This is a genomic window from Nostoc parmelioides FACHB-3921 (genome assembly GCF_014696625.1).
Taxonomy (GTDB): domain Bacteria; phylum Cyanobacteriota; class Cyanobacteriia; order Cyanobacteriales; family Nostocaceae; genus Trichormus; species Trichormus parmelioides.
The window spans coordinates 39,736-59,213 of the sequence record NZ_JACJQL010000012.1 but is presented as its reverse complement, the minus strand read 5'-3'; the positions used below and the strand labels follow the sequence as shown (position 1 = coordinate 59,213).

General features: G+C 41.0%; 13 protein-coding genes. 9 read left to right on the top strand and 4 right to left on the bottom strand.

Features of this window, described 5'->3' with window-relative positions:
• Positions 1-9 precede the first annotated feature (9 nt).
• The 3 genes from H6G14_RS10680 (at position 10) to H6G14_RS10670 (ending at position 4,060) form a co-directional block, all read left to right on the top strand.
• On the top strand, positions 10-1,155 hold the full coding sequence (locus tag H6G14_RS10680; RefSeq protein WP_190567412.1) for an amino acid ABC transporter permease: 1,146 nt from the start codon (positions 10-12) through the stop codon (positions 1,153-1,155).
• Positions 1,156-1,176: 21 nt separating this feature from the next.
• A complete protein-coding gene (locus H6G14_RS10675; protein ID WP_190567411.1) occupies positions 1,177-1,917 on the top strand; it encodes an amino acid ABC transporter ATP-binding protein in 741 nt (246 codons plus the stop codon).
• An 871-nt stretch (positions 1,918-2,788) separates the two neighbouring features.
• Positions 2,789-4,060, top strand: a complete 1,272-nt coding sequence (locus H6G14_RS10670; RefSeq protein ID WP_190567410.1) for a glycosyltransferase family 4 protein — start codon at positions 2,789-2,791, stop codon at positions 4,058-4,060.
• A gap of 180 nt (positions 4,061-4,240) precedes the next feature.
• On the opposite strand, the gene H6G14_RS10665 is transcribed toward H6G14_RS10670, so the two are convergent.
• Entirely contained in the window at positions 4,241-4,648 is a 408-nt protein-coding gene (locus H6G14_RS10665; protein WP_190567409.1) for a universal stress protein, read from the bottom strand.
• 89 nt (positions 4,649-4,737) lie between these two features.
• Here H6G14_RS10665 and H6G14_RS10660 point away from each other — a divergent pair, with 89 nt between their 5' ends.
• Together H6G14_RS10660 and H6G14_RS10655 are read left to right on the top strand one after the other, a co-directional pair.
• Positions 4,738-5,940, top strand: coding sequence for a phosphoglycerate kinase (locus H6G14_RS10660; RefSeq protein ID WP_190567408.1), 1,203 nt, complete (start codon positions 4,738-4,740; stop codon positions 5,938-5,940).
• A gap of 198 nt (positions 5,941-6,138) precedes the next feature.
• Positions 6,139-7,044: an amino acid ABC transporter substrate-binding protein gene (locus tag H6G14_RS10655; RefSeq protein ID WP_190567407.1), complete on the top strand. Its 906-nt coding sequence runs from the start codon at positions 6,139-6,141 to the stop codon at positions 7,042-7,044.
• Positions 7,045-7,147: 103 nt separating this feature from the next.
• On the opposite strand, the gene cofH is transcribed toward H6G14_RS10655, so the two are convergent.
• On the bottom strand, positions 7,148-8,317 hold the full coding sequence (gene cofH / locus H6G14_RS10650) for a 7,8-didemethyl-8-hydroxy-5-deazariboflavin synthase subunit CofH (protein WP_190567406.1): 1,170 nt from the start codon (positions 8,315-8,317) through the stop codon (positions 7,148-7,150).
• Between the two features lie 255 nt (positions 8,318-8,572).
• Between cofH and H6G14_RS10645 the strand changes: the two genes are divergently transcribed.
• The 4 genes from H6G14_RS10645 (at position 8,573) to H6G14_RS10625 (ending at position 16,180) form a co-directional block, all read left to right on the top strand.
• Positions 8,573-10,159: an LA_3751/LA_3752 family putative glycosyltransferase gene (locus H6G14_RS10645; protein WP_190567405.1), complete on the top strand. Its 1,587-nt coding sequence runs from the start codon at positions 8,573-8,575 to the stop codon at positions 10,157-10,159.
• Positions 10,160-10,532: 373 nt separating this feature from the next.
• Positions 10,533-12,401: a glycosyltransferase family 39 protein gene (locus tag H6G14_RS33555; protein WP_242053404.1), complete on the top strand. Its 1,869-nt coding sequence runs from the start codon at positions 10,533-10,535 to the stop codon at positions 12,399-12,401.
• A 774-nt stretch (positions 12,402-13,175) separates the two neighbouring features.
• Positions 13,176-14,420 carry a glycosyltransferase gene (locus tag H6G14_RS10630; RefSeq protein ID WP_190567404.1) on the top strand — a complete coding sequence of 415 codons (1,245 nt, stop codon included), beginning with the start codon at positions 13,176-13,178 and terminating at the stop codon, positions 14,418-14,420.
• Between the two features lie 86 nt (positions 14,421-14,506).
• Positions 14,507-16,180, top strand: coding sequence for a glycosyltransferase family 39 protein (locus H6G14_RS10625; protein ID WP_199326122.1), 1,674 nt, complete (start codon positions 14,507-14,509; stop codon positions 16,178-16,180).
• A 90-nt stretch (positions 16,181-16,270) separates the two neighbouring features.
• Here H6G14_RS10625 and metK read toward each other — a convergent pair whose 3' ends face one another.
• Both metK and H6G14_RS10615 read right to left on the bottom strand, forming a co-directional pair.
• Positions 16,271-17,533, bottom strand: coding sequence for a methionine adenosyltransferase (gene metK, locus H6G14_RS10620; RefSeq protein WP_190567403.1), 1,263 nt, complete (start codon positions 17,531-17,533; stop codon positions 16,271-16,273).
• A gap of 263 nt (positions 17,534-17,796) precedes the next feature.
• Positions 17,797-18,801, bottom strand: a complete 1,005-nt coding sequence (locus H6G14_RS10615) for a phosphoribulokinase (RefSeq protein ID WP_190567402.1) — start codon at positions 18,799-18,801, stop codon at positions 17,797-17,799.
• Positions 18,802-19,478 lie beyond the last annotated feature (677 nt).

Sequence of the window (19,478 nt, the reverse complement as noted above, 5' to 3'; positions counted from 1 at the left end):
TATTGACCAATGACAAAACTAACTTGGTTACGCAAAAATCTATTTAGTACTTGGTATAACAGCCTATTAACTGTTATCTGCTCGGCGTTATTGTTGTGGCTAGTACAAGGAATTTTTGTTTGGGCAACTACCAAAGCACAATGGGCAGTTATTCAAGTAAATTTACGCTTATTTTTAGTTGGCAGATTTCCCCAAACTGAATACTGGCGAGTTTGGATTGTTTTAGCGATCGCTTCTAGTTTAGGTGCTATTACTGCGGGTGTTTTCTTTAATCAGCAAAAGTTGACATGGCGGAAAGTAGGCTTATTTGCTTTTATTATCGGCTTGCTATTAGTTCTTTTCCCCCTAGACTTGTCATCGCGCCTGTGGTTGCTGTTAACTGCGATTTTATTTATACCTGGTTTCTTACTTGGATCAAGATTGACAAATTTAGTCGCCCCGTGGCTTTCCTTGATCTGGTTGTTGTCCTTCCCCATCATTCTGTGGTTGATTGGTGGTGGCTTTGGTCTGCGTCCTTTATCCAGCAACTTATGGAACGGTTTACTACTCACCTTATTGATGGCAGCCATTAGTATAGTTCTTTCTTTTCCCATCGGAGTTTTACTGGCCTTGGGACGTACTAGCAATTTACCTGTAGTACGTTGGTTTTCTATTCTTTACATTGAAATTATTCGGGGAGTTCCATTAATTGGAATTTTATTTCTCGCACAAGTGATGTTGCCTTTATTTTTTCCAGCCGATGTCCGTTTAGATAGAGTGTTGAGAGCGATCGCTGGTTTAGTACTATTTAGTGCAGCTTACATGGCAGAGAATGTGCGCGGTGGTCTTCAAGCCGTCTCCCGTGGACAGGTTGAAGCCGCAAAAGCACTAGGGTTAAATACATTTTTCGTAGTATTGTTAATTGTCTTGCCCCAAGCTTTGCGCGCAGTTATTCCCGCCGTCGTTGGACAATTTATTGGTTTATTTAAAGACACTTCTTTATTATCGCTTGTAGGCTTAGTAGAACTTACAGGTATAGCCCGTTCGATTTTGGCGCAACCTCGGTTTATTGGTCGTTATGCAGAAGTATATTTATTTATTGGCTTGATTTATTGGTTATTTTGTTACTCAATGTCCCTTGCTTCTCGGCGGTTAGAGAGACAACTAAATAATTAAGTGAACTTAAGGTTGATTTATATGACAGAACCAACATCAATAATTATTGCTGAAGATGTTCACAAATGGTATGGCAAATTCCATGTTCTCCAAGGTGTTAGTTTAACAGTGAATCGTGGAGAAGTTGTCGTTTTAATGGGGCCTTCTGGCTCAGGAAAATCCACATTTATCCGGACATTTAATGCTTTAGAAGCATACCAGCAAGGCAGAATTACCATTGATGGCATCACTCTCAGCCACGACTTGCGAAATATTGACGCAATTCGCCGAGAAGTAGGGATGGTATTTCAGCAATTTAATTTATTTCCCCATTTAACAGTTTTGCAAAACATCACCCTGGCACCAATTTGGGTACGGCGATCAAAAAAAGCCCAAGCTGAAGAATTAGCCATGCAACTTTTAGAGAGAGTGGGAATTCTAGAACAAGCAAATAAATACCCAGGGCAATTATCTGGAGGTCAACAACAAAGAGTAGCGATCGCCCGTGCATTAGCTATGCAGCCGAAAATTATGCTATTCGATGAACCTACTTCTGCCTTAGATCCAGAAATGGTCAGGGAAGTGCTAGACGTGATGCGCTCTCTAGCCCGCGATGGTATGACAATGGTAGTGGTTACCCATGAAGTCGGTTTTGCCCGTGAAGTTGCCGACCGAGTAGTGTTAATGGATAGCGGTCACCTAGTCGAATCCGCTAGTCCTGACAATTTCTTCACCAAACCCCAAGAAGAGCGCACTCGCAAATTTCTATCACAGATTCTCTAGTATAGCTGTAGCCAGATATATTAGGACATCAACCTAAGATAAAACCCTGACAAGACAAGGCTTTCAAGTCTGTCAACCGTTAACTGTCAACAGCTATAAAAAGAATTACTTCGATTCAAAAACTGCATTTATCGAAATCTTACCCACTGCCGTCATTCAGATACAACCGCCCATAATATCTACTCTTCCTCATTGCCCAAAAGGTTGAATATAATCTCACTCTTCCCAATGGAAGATGTAAAATTTTTAAAATGCCATGACAGCATTTAAATTTACTAAATCTTTAAAATTAGTCGCTTAGTTTCAACGATGTGCAGCAAGTTTAAATAAGCGAAAAATTTTCAACCTCAGCCAATATGGAGGTTTAGCTAAAATCTCTATCTGGTTTTTTCGGGTGTAAATACTGTTCAATCACATCCATAAAACGGAATGATAAGCTAATGCGCGCCTAAATTACATAACTACTAACAAAGGCTGTTGACAGTCAACGGTCAACGGTCAACAGTTAACAGGCCTCACGATGGATTATCCGACTTAAGAGCAGAATAGCCTAGCTATGAGTTACCTTAATTTCGGCTATTATTTGCATATAAGTTGTATTTACTACAGTAATATTTAATGGATAACAATAGGGTTTATGTCTATAGTGAATAAATAAATTATACATGGTACTTACTTAATAAAAAATACAAAATCCATCACATCTTACTGATGAAAGCAATAACAATTTTTACCGAATCTTCAAAGAAAAACCAGTGACATAGAAATACTATAAAAGGGAAAACTAAGTATTAGATGCTCTCAAAAGATAAGCAATATAGACCTTGCTTTATTTATCCAAACCAGCCAGGGGACTTCTGACTAATTTGTTATGCGGATTTTAATTTACTCATATAACTACTATCCAGAACCAATTGGTATAGCTCCCCTAATGACAGAATTAGCAGAGGGACTGGCCAAGCGAGGACATGAAGTGCGTGTCGTCACTGCTATGCCTAACTACCCTGAGCGGAGAATATACGATGCTTACCGTGGTAAATGGTATCTGACAGAATATAAGAATGGTGTCAAAATCCAACGTAGTTACGTGTGGATTCGCCCCCAACCGAAATTATTGGATCGAGTATTGCTAGATGCTAGTTTTGTAGTTACGAGTTTTTTACCTGCTCTTTTCGGGTGGCGACCTGATGTGATTTTGTCAACTTCACCATCACTACCCGTATGCGTACCAGCATCTTTACTAGGATGGTTGCGTGCTTGTCCTGTAGTCTTGAATTTACAAGATATATTACCAGAAGCAGCCATTCATGTTGGTTTACTGAAAAACAAATGGCTAATTAAAGTATTTTCTCTATTAGAAAAATTTGCCTATCGTCATGCCACTAAAATTAGTGTAATTGCTGATGGGTTCGTAGAAAATCTCCTCTCCAAAGGTATATCGCCCGACAAAATAGAGCAAATACCCAACTGGGTTGATGTAAATTTTATTCGTCCCTTACCAAAAGACACCAATAATTTTCGTACTATTCATAATCTGCACAACAAGTTTGTTATCCTCTACTCTGGCAATATTGCTCTCACCCAAGGCCTAGAAACTGTTATTCAAGCTGCGGCAAAGTTGCGCGATATCGCCGAAATTGCTTTTGTTATTGCAGGTGAAGCCAAAGGTTTAGAAAGGCTGCAAAAGTACTGTACAAACTGCGGTGCTGATAACGTCTTGTTACTACCTTTTCAACCACGAGAACATTTACCAGAAATGTTGGCGGCGGCGGATGTTGGTTTGGTGGTACAGAAAAAAAATGTGATTTCTTTTAATATGCCATCAAAGATTCAAGTCTTATTGGCTAGTGGTAGGGCATTGATAGCGTCTGTACCTGATAAAGGCACAGCAGCCAAGGCAATTAAACAGAGTGGTGGTGGTATTGTGGTTCCCCCGGAAGATCCTCAAGCTCTAGCAACGGCAATTTTAGACTTATACAAACATCCCGAAAAAGCGAAAACTTTGGGCTATAACAGCCGGAAGTTTGCTGTGGAACAATATGCTTTTGAGCAGGCACTAAATCAATATGAAAGTTTATTTTACTCAGTGACTACAGAAGGTCGAACAATCCCGTCTAAGGTAGTTTCCAAGCAGGAAGTCTAAATTCCAAGTGGGAGAAGCTCTAGCCATAAAAGTTAGTTGTAATTTCTGGGGGTTGAGGATATTGGTATCTCCTTAGCCCTATTTTTGTGTCTTAATTTACCCCCTACTATAGGAATCATAAGTAGGTCGGTGTTCAATTTAGATGGTGCGTCAACGGATGTAACGCACCCAAATTGTCACTTAAGGGACAATTAGCACCGGACAAGGGGAAAGGTTAATGACGCGAGTCGTGACGCTATCGGTAGCGCCTTCCTCGGTTAAACCTAGTCCTCGACAACCCATGATGATTAAATCGGCACCAATCTCATCGGCGACATCGCAGATGGTAAAGGCAGGCTTGCCTTGTTTTTCCACAACTTCTGAAGAAATACCTTGCTGCAAAAATAAAGCTTGGGCATCCTTGAGCAGTTTGGCAACGGCTTCGGGAGACACCATTGGATCAGCATTAGGTGTATCTGGGGAAGATTCTTCTACCACAGACAGCAGTATTAAACGACTGCTATATTTCTGCACGACGTTGGTGACAACATCAGCAGCTTCCCTTGCTTCTCGGCTTTGATCAATCGGAAATAAAACTGTCTTGAACATCTCTGCACCTCCGCACCCCCGACTCCGGTAAAATCTTGATGGTTCTACTTTCAAAACAATAACAAAAAGGCAATCAGGAGGGTTTGGCTGTGTCTAAAAAAACTGTGGCTAGTTTATCTGCTGCTGATATCTCTGGTAAACGCGCTTTAGTGCGTGTTGACTTTAACGTGCCTTTAGATGATCAAGGCAACATCACAGACGATACTCGCATTCGTGCGGCTCTGCCAACCATCCAAGATTTGACGCAAAAGGGCGCTAAGGTTATTCTAGCAAGCCATTTCGGTCGTCCCAAGGGTGTAGATGAGAAGTTGCGTCTTACCCCAGTAGCCAAGCGGCTATCTGAGTTGTTGGGACAAGAAGTTATCAAAACTGATGACTCAATTGGTGATGAAGTTGCGGCGAAGGTGGCTACTTTGCAAAATGGCCAAGTTCTTTTATTAGAAAACGTCCGTTTTTATAAAGAAGAAGAGAAAAACGATCCTGAATTTGCCCAAAAATTAGCGGCTAATGCTGATTTTTATGTAAACGATGCTTTTGGGACTGCACACCGCGCTCACGCTTCTACTGAAGGCGTGACTAAATTCCTCAGTCCATCTGTGGCTGGATATTTGGTTGAGAAGGAATTGCAGTATCTCCAAAGTGCGATCGAAAATCCCCAACGTCCTTTAGCAGCCATCATCGGTGGTTCTAAAGTTTCCAGCAAAATTGGTGTGATTGAAACCCTACTAGAGAAGTGCGACAAGCTGATCATCGGTGGGGGGATGATTTTCACCTTCTACAAAGCTCGTGGCTTGAATGTGGGTAAGTCGCTGGTGGAAGAAGACAAGCTGGAACTAGCGAAGTCTTTGGAAGCTAAAGCCAAGGAACGCGGCGTTAGCTTGTTGTTACCTACAGATGTGGTATTAGCAGATAACTTCGCGCCTGATGCCAATTCTCAAACCGTCAGCATTGAAAACATCCCCGATGGTTGGATGGGTTTGGATATCGGCCCTGATTCTGTCAAAGTCTTCCAAGCAGCCCTTGCAGATACCAAAACCGTAATCTGGAACGGGCCTATGGGTGTGTTTGAGTTTGATAAGTTTGCTGCTGGTACAGAAGCGATCGCTCATACACTAGCAGAGATTGGTAAAACTGGCACAACTACCATCATCGGCGGTGGTGACTCGGTAGCGGCTGTTGAGAAGGTAGGTTTGGCTGATCAAATGAGCCACATCTCCACCGGAGGCGGCGCTAGCTTAGAGTTGCTCGAAGGCAAAGTACTGCCCGGTATCGCTGCTCTAGATGAGGCGTAAGTAGAGGATTGGGGAGTAGGGATTAGGGAGTAGGGAGTGGGGGGAATCACCCCAGCCTCTAACCCTTCATCTCTGACCCCAACCCCTAAACCCGTGTAAAAAATATATGCAGCCAAAATGGTTAGAGTGGACGCAAAAGCTACAAAAGCCAGATGAGAATAACTAATGACGATTAACTATTGACTAATAACTACAAATATGTATAAAAAATTGGCGATCGCTCTTTTCAGTTTGACGTTGACGACAGTTATACCAGATACAGCATTAGCAGAAACGGTAATGCAAAAAGTTGCGCGTACAGGGGTGCTAACAGCCGGTACTAGTAGAGATGCCATGCCTTTTGCCTATACTAATGCTCAGGGACAGTTGACTGGTTACTCTGTCGATATGTTGTCTGAGATTAAGCGACATTTAGAAAAAGAATTAGGTAAAAAAATACAACTAAAATTAGTGCCATTAACTCCTGCACAAAGAATTCCCAAAATAGTTAATCGGCAAGTTGATATTGTTTGTGATGCTAGTAGTTTTACCTGGGAAAGAGATAAAAAGGTAGATTTTTCTGTCAGCTATGGCGCTACGGGTACTCAATTATTAGTGAAGTCTGGCAGCAATCTTGGTTCGCCTGAATCCCTCATTGGTAAACGCGTTGGTGTGTTAGCACAAACTACCAATGAACAGGCTATCAAGCGGGTACAACCCCAAGCTAAACTGGTGTATTTGAAAAGTCGTTCAGAAGGTTATACAGCTTTGCAAGAGGGCAAAATAGATGCTTTCTCATCTGATAGCATTTTGTTAGAAGGCTGGTTGCAAAAGGTCAAAAATCCCGATGATTTTGCGATTGTCCCTGATCGCCCATATTCACGAGAGGGTATCGCCTGCATGGTTCCTGAAGATAACTCTAAATTTTTGGATGCAGTCAATTATTCTCTGGTGAAATTTATGCAGGGATTTGTCAATGGTGATACTCGATATGTGACGATTTTTGATCGCTGGTTTGGGGCTAAAGGTGCTTTGCTGTTGAATCGGGATTTGCGCGATTTAATGAAAGAAACTATGCAGTTGTTTATCGAATTTCGGGAAGAAATTCCTCAGCGTGAACTTTAACAGTCAACAGTCAACAGTCAATAGTCAATAGTCAATAGTCAATAGTCAATAGCGCCGCACTGAGCTTGTTGAAGTGTCAACAGTTAACAGGCCTTATTAGTAGTTATGCAATTACGGCATTAGTCAGTTGCTTAGCTGCATCCACTTTTTGATAAAGTGTATCTCGTTGTTGGTAAGGTCTGCCTATGGAGACGATCGCATTTTGCAAGGTTTCGACTTCCATACACGTACCACCGACAGCACCAGCCATTGTGGTGATGTGTTCTTCCATCAATGTGCCGCCGATATCGTTACAGCCCCATTTTAAAGCTTCTGTTGCTCCGTCTAGCCCCAACTTGACCCAACTTGGTTGATGGTTGGGTATCCAATTACCTAAGTAAATTCTTGCCACTGCACCTAGTAGTAAGGCATCAGCTAAAATTGGTTGATCCCGTCCTACACGACGGCGTAAAGATTTAGGTGCTTCTTGACCAACAAAAGGTAAGACAATAAACTCTGTAATTTTGGCTGGGTATTTATGCTTAATGGCTATTTGTTGGAGCGATCGCAATTTTTCTAAATGCCCAATTTGTTGTTCTGGGGTTTCAATATGCCCAGATAATATTGTGCTGGTGGTATGTAATCCTAATTTGTGGGCTGTACTAATAATTTCCAACCAAGTAGCAGTATTAATCTTCTCAGGACACAGTATGCGCCGGACTTGATCATCTAAAATTTCGGCGGCTGTTCCTGGTAGGGAGTTAACACCTGCATTCTGCAAAGCAGAGATTACATCAGCATATTCCAGTCCGTCCACTCTAGCGATAAACTGCACCTCTTGGGGTGAAAAAGCATGGAGATGAATGTGGGGATACTCTTGCTTAATCGTTTCTATGAGTTTGAGGTAATAAGGTAAGGATTTACCGTTAATCTGCGCTTGTGGGTGCAAACCTCCCTGCATACAGATTTCCGTCGCCCCTCTCTGCACCGCATCATGGGACTTTTCCCGAATTCCTGCCCAATCTAACCAATAAGCGTCTGTATCCCCATCATCTCGCCGGAATGCACAAAAACTACAGTGCTGCTCACAAATGTTGGTAAAGTTAATATTCCGGTTAATTACGTAAGTAACAATATCCCCGGCTTGCAGCTGGCGGAGTTTGTCAGATGTAGCGCGAATAGAGGCGATCGCTCCTGAGTCCGTTTGCGTCAGTAATACAACTCCCTCTTGTGGTGATATATCATCCCCTAACAAGGCACGCTCAAGAATTACATCAACAGTTTTATAATTCACAGTAAATTAAAAATATCTCTACAAAATTTTGTCCTGACGAGCCTACAGATACCTAATTTGTCGTTAATCACACCAAAAAATTATATAACTTTTACACTTTGGCTTAACAAGGTAATTTGCTGCATGGTATTGTAGGTCATATTACTTATGACTATCCATCAGTATATTACCCATTGAGTAAATACCTGCTGATCATCCTAAAGTTTTAACTTTCTCTCATTTAATTTTAGTAGTAATTATTCTGTAATTCTCAATATGAAATTACCAAAAATTAATCTGCCTTTACTGATAATTTTATTGGGTGTAATTTTTTCATTATACTTACTATCAAGGGTACCCGATGATATTTACTTTAGTGGCGACGCTGGATTAAAAGCTCTACTAGCAAAGCAGTTTAGTTCTGGGAAGTTAAACTTTGATTTAGATTTATCAGTACCCGGATGGGTGCGTAATCTTTGGGATAATGGGCTTTACCCTTTTGAGCCACCTTTTAGTTATAAAATTTCTAATCGTTACTACATTACTTTCCCCTTTACTTTTCCCTTAATTACAGCGCCTTTTCACGCCCTATTTGGTTATAGAGGTTTTTATATAGTACCAATATTGTCTACATGGATAATCTGGTTTAATTTTTATCGCATTTGCCAATTTTTCAAAACGAGTGTAGTTGCAACTTCTATAGGTCTTGCCACACTAATATTTGCTTCTCCACTCACAATGTATAGTGCCATGTATTGGGAGCATACAATTGCAGTGAGTTTAGCTTTTGCTGGGCTAATAATTATTTTAACTAAGGGTGAAGCAGGGTTTAATCAAAAAGATGCAGTAGTTAGTGGAATATTGATTGGTTTGTCTGTTTGGTTCAGACCCGAATTTCTTGCCCTAATTGCAATTCTAATTCCCTTAGCTCTTGTTTCCTATAAAGTTAAGCTAATAAACATCAGTATTATCAATCAGCATAAAATCTTATTCATTATTAGCTTACTGGGAACAGTTTCCTGCTTTTTTATCATTAACAAATTAATCTATAATCATCCCTTAGGCGCTCATGCACTCCAAGTCGTAGAAGAATTTTCTCTTCAAGAACGCTTATCAAAAGCTAATAGAATTTTCGGTCGGTTGTGGAAGAATTTCCGAGAATACTTTCCTGTTGTATATTTCACAATCATTTTTACTGGCTTGGCAGTGTTCTATAAATCTATAAACCTGACAGCCGCAATGCGAAAAATTGTGTTGATATCCATCCCCTTTATTTTTTTAGTGCCTATACTCTTGCCAAGTGACGGTGGTAAACAATGGGGGCCTAGATTTTTGTTGATTCTGATTCCATTACTGAGCCTATTAGCAGTATTTATTCTAGAATCTACGTTATCAATTAGAGAATTTGGCATCAAATATATTAGTACTGGCATCTTCGCAGCACTATTTATGATTGGTGTTCACGCAAATACATTTATGGGGATAAATTACAGCTATTTTACCGGAAACTCCGAAGCCATAGATATCCTCAATTTTTTCCGCCAGGATAACCACAAAATTGTAGCCGTTGCCCATCAATACATTAGCCAAAGTTTTGAAGCTGCTTTTGAAAATAAACTATTTTTTCTTACAAAAAATTCAGACGATGTCAGCAAGCTAGGTTTAGCTTTAAAAGAACAAGGATATGATAAGTTTGTTTACGTATGTGCTTCTTATGATCCATGTTTCTCTTCACCAACTATACCCAGTCAACTAAATATTTCTGCGAAAGACAAACTTTTACGCGTTCAACTGACAGAAGTGAAAAAGAATAAAAAGTATATCATCCAAGAAGCGGAGATTGTTCAAGCAAAGGATAGTTGAAAATTAATTCGTACCTCTAATAAGGTTTGGTACAGTGCGTCAGAGCGATAGAACCGAACTATACTGGAAAATTATTCATACTGACGCACCCTAAGTTTTGGATATTTTTTATCTGGAAATCTTTACGTAAGCTTTTTAAGGAAAAAAGTTTTACTATTTTTTGACTGAATCATTAATACCTCTGTGTATCTTCCAAAGGATGCCAAAGCCTTACTTAAGCATATTACTGGATGTATCTAAGGTTAAAAATATAACTTTAATTGCAAGTATTTATATTTAAATCAATCTCAAAGAGATATTTAACACAAATATTACAGTAGTCTGTGAATATTCTTGGTATCATCAGGGCAACACCATATAAGCAAATATATTGATGAATCCTGGGTTTCCAGTTACTAAACTTAATAAACTAGTTTCTCTAGAAACTTTAGCATTAGGTGCGATCGCTATCGCCGTGCTATTACGTATAGTGAATTTAGGTAGCCGAGAATTTTGGTATGACGAAGTGCTATCTCTACTCCTAGCTACAGGCCAAAAAAGTGCTTACCAGACCCCCAAAGATATACCAGTAGCCTTGGCTGAATATTTGCCGTTACTCACCTTACCTGTTGAAACTGGTTTTGGTGCAGTTATCTCTACCGTTAAAGAATTACTCCTGAGTCTACTGGGAGGAGAACCGCATCCACCATTATTTTATTTGAGTCAGCATTTGTGGTTGCGACTTTTCGGTAATAGCGAAGCAGCCATGCGGAGTTTAAATACATTATTCAGTATTGGCGCGATCGCTAGTGCTTACAGTTTAGGTAAAGTTTTCATTGGACATCGTGGTGGCTTACTGCTGGCGGCGTTCTTGGGAATCAACCCATTTTATTTATTCCACTCTCTGAATGTGCGGATGTATGCGCCTCTAGTTTTGTGGACAACACTCAGTGCTGCTGCACTCTTTCATTTGATTCATGAAAAAGCAGAGGAGCAGGGAGCAAGGGAGCAGGGGGAAAAATCACCCACAAGGGGTGTTAGCGAAGCAGAACTTAGTTCAACCAAGGGGGAAAAGGGGCAACGGAGCTTTCATCAACAAGGGGTGAGGTTTGTACCTTTAGTTACCCCTGCCCCCCTCCCCCCTACCTCTTATCAACCTACCGATTCCAAAGCTAATCACAGTCGTCATCATCAGTTGTGGTGGAACATCCTATTTATTGGTTCCATTGCTGCTGGTTTGTTAACCTTTTATTTTTATTTATATTGGGTGATAGCTTTAGCCGTTTTAGTAGTTTATCTTGATAGACAGCATTGGTGGCAACATGGTTTGCGTTTAGGCGCAGGAGTGATGCTAACCGTCCCTTGGATGCTGTGGGGGGGTATCAAACAAATCCGCAGTGCAGATTTGCAAAGATTTGGTAGTCTGAAAAATACTGGTTCAGCAATATTAACCCACTTGCAAGACACAACTCAAACCTTAGCAAGTAATTTAGTATTGGGAGACTGGGTAACAAGCTTGCCCACAATCAGTATAGTTATAGTTGGTTGTTTAGCGATCGCCTTGCTCATTGCCTCTAGTCTGAAACTTTGGCGACAAGGTGAGCGAAAAGATTTGACTGTAGCTTTAATATTAGGAATTTTGCCCCTTTTAATAGCTTTAGGATTAGATATTGTCACCAAAAAGACTACTTTAAATTTTGGTGGCGGAAGAACCATGATTATTATTCTTCCTGGGTGTTTATTACTACTAACTTTGTGGTTAGAAAAAGCCTTGTCTTCACAATGGCGCACACTTGTAGTTTCTAGTTTATTGGTGTTATATCTCACCATTGGCATCAGTGATTTTAGTTTACGACAGCGCTCAATCTTTCACGCAGTCGTCGAAATTATATCTCAACAGAGAGAACAACCAACCCTAATTGCCATGAACTCTAAAGCTTGGGGTCACGTTTTGCGTTTAGCATATTACGCACCTGCAAAAGCCCCAGTAATGTTATTGGCTGAACATCCTGCGGATTTAGCAACTTCACTAGAGAAGGTTTTAAAAAATGAACCCCAAAAATATCCCCGGATTCTTTGGTTAGAAAGTGCAAATCCTGTATGGTCGAAGTTAAAAACACCAGCACAGATAGAAACCGAACATCAGAAGGTACAGGAAATTTTATCAAAGCAGTTTCAACTAACAAAAACCCAAAATCTCACGGGTACGATGAACTTAGATAGTTTTACCCTGAAAGTTTACAATCATTCTGCCAATAGTTGAAATTTACAGAATATAATCATCAAAGACTAAATCAGACATTTAAATTGTGTGGTTAACATATTTCTCAATGGCATTGATGGAATTATTGTCATATTCTCATCAAAATACATCAAAGCCATTGGGAAATTTTTCTTATTTAACCATTTATAGTTGTTGACGGTTGACTTTGAGGCAGTCGCAGTCTTCTCTACGAGAGGCTGCGCCAAGGCGCTTTGCGTCGTAGGCGGAATGCCTTCCCGTAGGGTATGCGAACTGCCGTTAGCGTAGCGGTAGCGACGTTAGGAGCGTCACCCGGAGGGTTGTCTGTTGACAGACTAGAAAGCCTTTTATTGTCGGGGTTTCATCTTAGCTTGATGTCCCAACCTATCTGGCTACAGCTATATCACGTGAATTTAAATTATCTTGAAGTTTTAGATAGTATCTCATCAGTAAATTCAGTAGTATTAATAATTTCAATTTAATCAAGACTTTAAAATTAGCGCTCAAGTCTAAAAAGCTTGTGAACCTTTAAGGATTTCATTAGTCATATTCACTTAGTTACTGCATACTGAAGTAGTCACAGTAAAACTCTGGTTTCTTGACTCCATTCATAAAAACCTAATACCTGAATTAAGTAAATTTCCTTATTTCTATTTCCTATAGTAATCCGTTCTAATTCGTTTTGGTTTTGATGCTAGCCTTGCCCATCAAAGAGAATAGACTGCCTCAAAAGTAACTGACTAAGGACAACTGACCGTAAAAATAAGCTTTATTTTTCATCCCTAATCTAAATTTATGAAAATCAACATCACCAACGAATTATTGAATGTACCGACTGGCATTTTACAAGTTTCTGATGTACCACCTAATAGTGTCAGTACTGGTAATAGAGACATATATTTTTCCTTAATCATCCCCACCTATAAAGAACGGGACAATATTGAAAATGTCGTCAAAATTTTGAGTCAAACTCTAGATGAATTTATTCCAGGGGACTATGAATTAATTGTTGTGGATGATGATAGCCCGGACATGACTTGGGAAGTTGCCCACTCTTTGACCGAAGTTTATCCCCAACTGCGGGTGATGCGACGACAACAGGAACGAGGACTATCTTCCGCAGTTGTTCGTGGTTGGCAGGTAGCGAGAGGGAGCGTTCTAGGGGTAATTGATGGAGATTTACAGCATCCACCAGAAGTACTAACACAACTGTTGACAAAAATTACCCAGGGAGCCGATTTAGCATTAGCCAGCCGTCACGTAGATGGTGGTGGTGTTAGTAGTTGGAGTGTAGTTAGACGTTTCTTATCTCGTGGCGCTCAAGTTTTGGGGTTGATGCTACTACCGGGAGTATTGGGAAGAGTTTCTGACCCCATGAGTGGCTATTTTATGGTGCGTCGCAGTAGCGTAGCCGGAGCAACACTCAACCCAGTGGGATACAAAATTCTGTTAGAGGTAATCGGCCGGGGTAATGTTAAAAATATTGCTGAGGTTGGTTATGTGTTTTGCGAACGCCAGCAGGGTGAAAGTAAAGTCACATGGAAACAATATATAGATTATATTCACCATTTAATCCGGTTGCGTTTATCTACTGGGCGTGTAGGTCGAGTCAAGCAAAAAATAAATTTCCCTATAGATCGATTTCTGCGCTTTGCCTTGGTAGGACTGAGTGGAGTGTTTGTAGATATGGTACTGCTTTATTTACTCAGTGACCCCTCAACCTTGGCTTTGCCCTTGACTCGCAGCAAAATTATTGCAGGTGAAATTGCTATCTTCAATAACTTTCTGTGGAATGATGCTTGGACGTTTGCTGATGTGACCATGAAACAGCAGGAATGGCATCAACGCCTGAAGCGATTTGCTAAATTTAACGTTATTTGTTTGGCGGGGTTGGTGCTGAATGTATTGGTGTTGAATTTGGTGTTTAATTTCCTCATTCCTAACCGCTACATTGCTAACCTAGTAGCGATCGCCGTTGCTACTATTTGGAATTTCTGGGTTAACCTCAAACTTAGCTGGCGAGTCACTGACGTAAAATAGTCAGCAAACTTAAATTGGCGTGTGCGGTCTAATATATACAAATTGACTTGTTCTGCCACTTGGCTTTTCGCAAGGAATAAATTGGTTTGTATAATTGGCACTCTCAAGTTTCAACTCGCTGGTTTCATCCTTTACTCTTACTAGCCTGGTTTATCATCGGTCTGGGCTTACGTTTTACCAACTTGACCGCCAAGCCTCCGTGGACAGATGAATTTGCTACTTTAGTGTTTAGCTTGGGGAATAGTTTTTTACCAGTACCCCTAGATCAGGCGATCGCACCTGATATTCTCTTACAACCCCTACAACCAAACCCAGCCTCTGGAATTGGCAACGTAATTCACAACTTAATCACAGAAGACAACCATCCACCACTGTATTTTGTCCTGGTACATCTGTGGATGAAGTTGTTTCCCAATCAAGGAGAATTAGTCTCCCTATTGGCGGCGCGTTCATTTCCCGCTTTACTAGGCGCAGTTTCCATTCCCTTTACATATATATTAGGTAGGTTAGCCTTCCGTTCTTCATTGGTAGGACAGTTAACGGCTGGAATGATGGCAGTTTCACCATACGCTGTGTATTTAGGACAAGAAGCACGCCATTACACCCTATCTATGATTTGGGTGATTGCATCCCTGTTCTGCTTAGTAATTGCCACACGCCACATTCAAAACCGCACATTATTACCCTTCTGGTTAATCATCTTGTGGGTGGGAATTAATGCTTTGGGAATTGCCACCCATTACTTCTTCACTTTGACCCTTTGTGCAGAAGCCTTGGTATTAATATTTTTAGCCTGGCAACAATCTACACAAAGCAAAACTTTAGTATTTTTCTCATCTCTTTGGTGGCGCATCTATATTGTAGCCATTGGTACTGCTGTAGCTGGTTTAGTTTGGCTACCCAGTATTTTAGAAAATCGCTATCGCAGTAGTTTAACGGCATGGATTCAAGTTGATGGCATCGGTTTACACTTAATCAACCCGATTTTCCAAGCTTTCGCCGCATGGGTGACAATGATTATGTTGCTCCCAATCGAGTCATCACAGCTAGCGGTTGTGATTGCTTCTGGCTTGGTAATGCTAATTTTCGCTATTTGGGCTACACCGATTTTAGTTCGTGGTTTTAAATTCCAACTACAACAACCCCAAACCAGTTTGGCGACGCAAGTATTTATTGGGGTAGTTTTAGGAGCGATCGCTTTATTCTTTATATTGACTTATATTTTTGGTGTTGATATCACACGGGGCGCTCGTTACAACTTTGTCTATTTTCCAGCCGTCATTATTCTGGTGGGTGCTAGCCTAGCCGTCTATTGGCGAACTAGGAAAAAAGCCGTAATGATCATCTGGCTGATGGGATTCATCAGTGCTGTCACAGTTATTTGTAATTTGGGTTATCAAAAATACTACCGCCCTGATTTATTAGTTCAAGTCATTCAACAAAATTCTCAGGTTCCCGTTCTCATCGCCACAACCCATAAAACCTTAGTCCAAACTGGCGAAATGATGGGAATAGCCAGGGAATTAAAATTATCTACTTCACAAACTTCTACTCAGTTTCTCCTAGCTCATCAAGAAACAGATCCCAACACTTCCACTGTTTCCCTAGAAAATACACTGAAACAACTGCCACGACCTTTTGACCTGTGGCTCGTCAACTTCCACGCGCCAACAGCAGCAGAAGTCAAACAATGTCTGGCTGACACCAAATCGTTAACCACCGTAGACGGCTATGAATACAAAATTTATCAATGTCGTTAGTAAAGGGTGAAGAGTGGGGAATAAAAACACTCTCTTTCCCCTATACCCTTACACCCTTATACCCTTACACCCCTAATTCTATTGGAGTATCTAGGCGATCGCAGCTGACAATGAATGAGTAACCGCTTGCTTCAAGAAATCCGCCTTATCGGTACGTTCCCAGGGTAAATCTAGGTCATTGCGTCCCAAGTGACCGTAAGCCGCGACGTCCTGATAAAAACGTCCGCCTCGTTCGCTTGGTAAGTTGCGTAAGTTGAAACTGTGGATAATCCCTGCTGGACGTAGTTCAAAGTTATCTTTAACTAGTCCCAACAAAATTTCATCATCTACCTTGCCAGTCCCAAAGGTGTCGAGAAAAATACTCACCGGTCGCGCTACACCAATGGCATAGCTCAACTGGACTTCGCATTTTTCTGCCAACCCAGCAGCTACAATATTTTTAGCTACATAGCGAGCCGCATAAGCCGCAGAGCGGTCTACCTTTGTGGGGTCTTTGCCAGAGAAAGCGCCGCCGCCATGTCGGGAGTAACCGCCATAGGTATCGACAATAATTTTCCGTCCTGTCAAACCAGAGTCGCCTTGAGGCCCACCAATGACAAACTTGCCAGTGGGGTTAACTAAAAAGCGTGTCTCTTGATCTGGTTTAATTTCCAGGTCACCAAACACTGGTTCAACTACAGCAGTCCATAGGTCTTGTTTGATTTTGGCTTGTACTGCTGCTTCATCAGTAATATCCCCGATGGTGGCTGTATGCTGCGTGGAAATCAGTACTGTATCAATACCAACTGGGCGGCCGTCTTCGTAAACTACGGTAACTTGAGTTTTACCATCAGGACGTAAGTAAGACAATTCCCCAGTTTTACGGACTGCTGCTAGTCGGCGAGCAATCCGGTGAGCCAAGCAAATAGGCAAAGGCATCAATTCTGGAGTTTCGTTACAAGCGAAACCGAACATGATACCTTGATCACCAGCGCCGATTTTATCGAATAGTTCTTCACTATCCTGTTCGCGGGTTTCTTGAGCAGTGTTGACACCTTGAGCAATATCTGGTGATTGTTCATCTAAAGCCACAATTACACTAGTGCTGTTAGCAGAAAAGCCATTATCAGCATTGGTGTAGCCAATTTCCGCAATTTTTTGGCGGGCAATATTGGCATAATTAACATTGGCTTTGCTAGTGATTTCACCCGTAATTAACACCAAGCCAGTATTTACCACAACCTCAGCTGCCACCCGACTAGTCGGATCTTGTGTCAGCAAAGTGTCTAAAATCGTATCAGAGATTTGATCGCAGATTTTATCTGGATGGCCTTCGGTGACTGACTCGGAGGTAAATAAATAACGTCGAGACAATTCGTATTCCTCCTAATGATAGTATTTTCACTGACTAAGCATTTGAGATATTTAGTCAAGCTACTAATTACTGAAATCATAACAATCTTGACACATCCAGCAGTGAGTATCTTGTTTTTTCGGGTAAAGTTACTCTATTTTTAAGTATTTATATTAGACAATTTTAATTTACCGAAATTATCAATAGGTTGAATATGTTTTCATAGATACAAAAAAAGGGTACTCGTAAGTACCCCAGAAGTTTTGACACAAAAACTGCTGTATTAAACCTGAACTGCTAGTTTGGCTTCCTTTGCTGTCAAGCGCTCGTAAGCAGCACGCATTTTCAAACCTGTTAGTACTTGGAAAAAACCAGTTCCGTTGTTAGAACCAGGATATTCACGGTGTTGGAGTAACAGCTGAGTTAACTCACCTTGATACTTAGTGGATGTATTGCTGAGGTGTGTTTCGATGTAGATTACTTCTTCGAGGTTGTCAAATTGACCATCCACCTCTAGAACTGAGACATAGCGTCCGTAGTAAACATCGGAACCGTAGTATAACTGCATTCCTGGGTAAGAACAGGTCAGCTTACGTCCGCAAGGAGTCCAGTTGATTGTTGAACCTTCATCAAACAAGTAAGCTGGTTCAAAACCTTCTTTACCTTCCCGTTGTAGCATCCGCACCCGCAGGACTTTACGCTCTGTATCATCCTTGATCAAGTTGGTGGGCAATACTTGTAGCACCACATCGGCGAATTCTCTTTGAGGTTCGATATATTTTTGGAAATCTGGCTTACGAGAATTGATAGCAGCTAGAACGTCTTCGTAGCGATGACCCCTTTCTGCCATATCACGCTGGATTTTCCAAGCAATCTTGACTTCATCGCTGATGTCAAAGTAGACGCTGAAATCGAGGAGCGATCGCACCCGTTCATCATATAAAGGGTGTAGACCCTCAACCACTACAATGTGATTTGGCTTTACTATTTCAGGTGGATCAATTAGGCCGGTTTCGTGGTTATAAATCGGCTTGTTAATCGTTTGCCCTTCTTTGAGCGCTTTGATTTGCTCATACATCAGGTCAAAATTGTTGGCCCTGGGGTCAAGTGCGGTGATTCCAGTTTCTTTACGTTGTTTCCGATCTAAAGAATGATAGTCATCTAAACAGATGACCGTCATGAACTCTTCACCAAATAAATCTATCAGACGACGCAAAAACGTAGATTTACCGCACCCGGAGTCTCCGGCTACTCCAATCAGTACCACGCGTTCCGGCTTAGTTGTCATAAATCTCCTCAGATACTAAATGTGTCAATCAATAATTTTTCACACAGCAGAATGTGAAGCCAGGAGTTTACCCCATAGGTTTGTCCTGCGTTCTTGCTACCTAACAGCATTAACTAATCATCCAGATAGGACTACAACCGAAATTAACGACTGCAATCCTCTAAATATCCTTGATTTATAGCTGGTAAGTATTTAATCCTAGTGGTATAGCTGATTTTAACAGAATGGGGTATCCCATACAAGATTGATTGTCAAGAGAACCTACCGACTGAACAAACATACCAATGATGTAATTGTGGTTTCTAAAATTCCACTAATCACTACTCGTAATCTGTGTAGCAAACTCGTCTATTATTTTGTAAGTTTATATCATTCAGTCTATAAGGTATAAATTTTTTTTGCAGCGAATTTGGGAAGATTTTCGCTAATTTTTTACTTATACCGTCGCCATAGCGAAAAATATTCTCGGCTGAATCTATCTCCAGAGCGAACCACCAAGTTGTACAAAAAAGTTATGGGGATCATCCTATACAGATACACAAAGCTGCATTTAAGCATGATCCCAAGCTGCTGATATAGGTTGACAGATGTTTCACATCAAGTAAAACTTATGTTATGTATCTAACTTCGAAAAGTGCTGAGTGCTTTGTGCTGTAAAGCCCTACGCGCATAGCTTT

What these genes read in the sequence shown, in the direction of transcription:
- H6G14_RS10680 (WP_190567412.1), top strand. Translation starts at nt 10, where the DNA reads ATGACAAAACTAACTTGGTTACGCAAAAATCTATTTAGTACTTGGTAT.
- H6G14_RS10675 (WP_190567411.1), top strand. Translation starts at nt 1,177, where the DNA reads ATGACAGAACCAACATCAATAATTATTGCTGAAGATGTTCACAAATGG.
- H6G14_RS10670 (WP_190567410.1), top strand. Translation starts at nt 2,789, where the DNA reads ATGCGGATTTTAATTTACTCATATAACTACTATCCAGAACCAATTGGT.
- H6G14_RS10665 (WP_190567409.1), bottom strand. Translation starts at nt 4,648, where the DNA reads ATGTTCAAGACAGTTTTATTTCCGATTGATCAAAGCCGAGAAGCAAGG.
- H6G14_RS10655 (WP_190567407.1), top strand. Translation starts at nt 6,139, where the DNA reads ATGTATAAAAAATTGGCGATCGCTCTTTTCAGTTTGACGTTGACGACA.
- H6G14_RS10645 (WP_190567405.1), top strand. Translation starts at nt 8,573, where the DNA reads ATGAAATTACCAAAAATTAATCTGCCTTTACTGATAATTTTATTGGGT.
- H6G14_RS33555 (WP_242053404.1), top strand. Translation starts at nt 10,533, where the DNA reads ATGAATCCTGGGTTTCCAGTTACTAAACTTAATAAACTAGTTTCTCTA.
- H6G14_RS10630 (WP_190567404.1), top strand. Translation starts at nt 13,176, where the DNA reads ATGAAAATCAACATCACCAACGAATTATTGAATGTACCGACTGGCATT.
- H6G14_RS10615 (WP_190567402.1), bottom strand. Translation starts at nt 18,801, where the DNA reads ATGACAACTAAGCCGGAACGCGTGGTACTGATTGGAGTAGCCGGAGAC.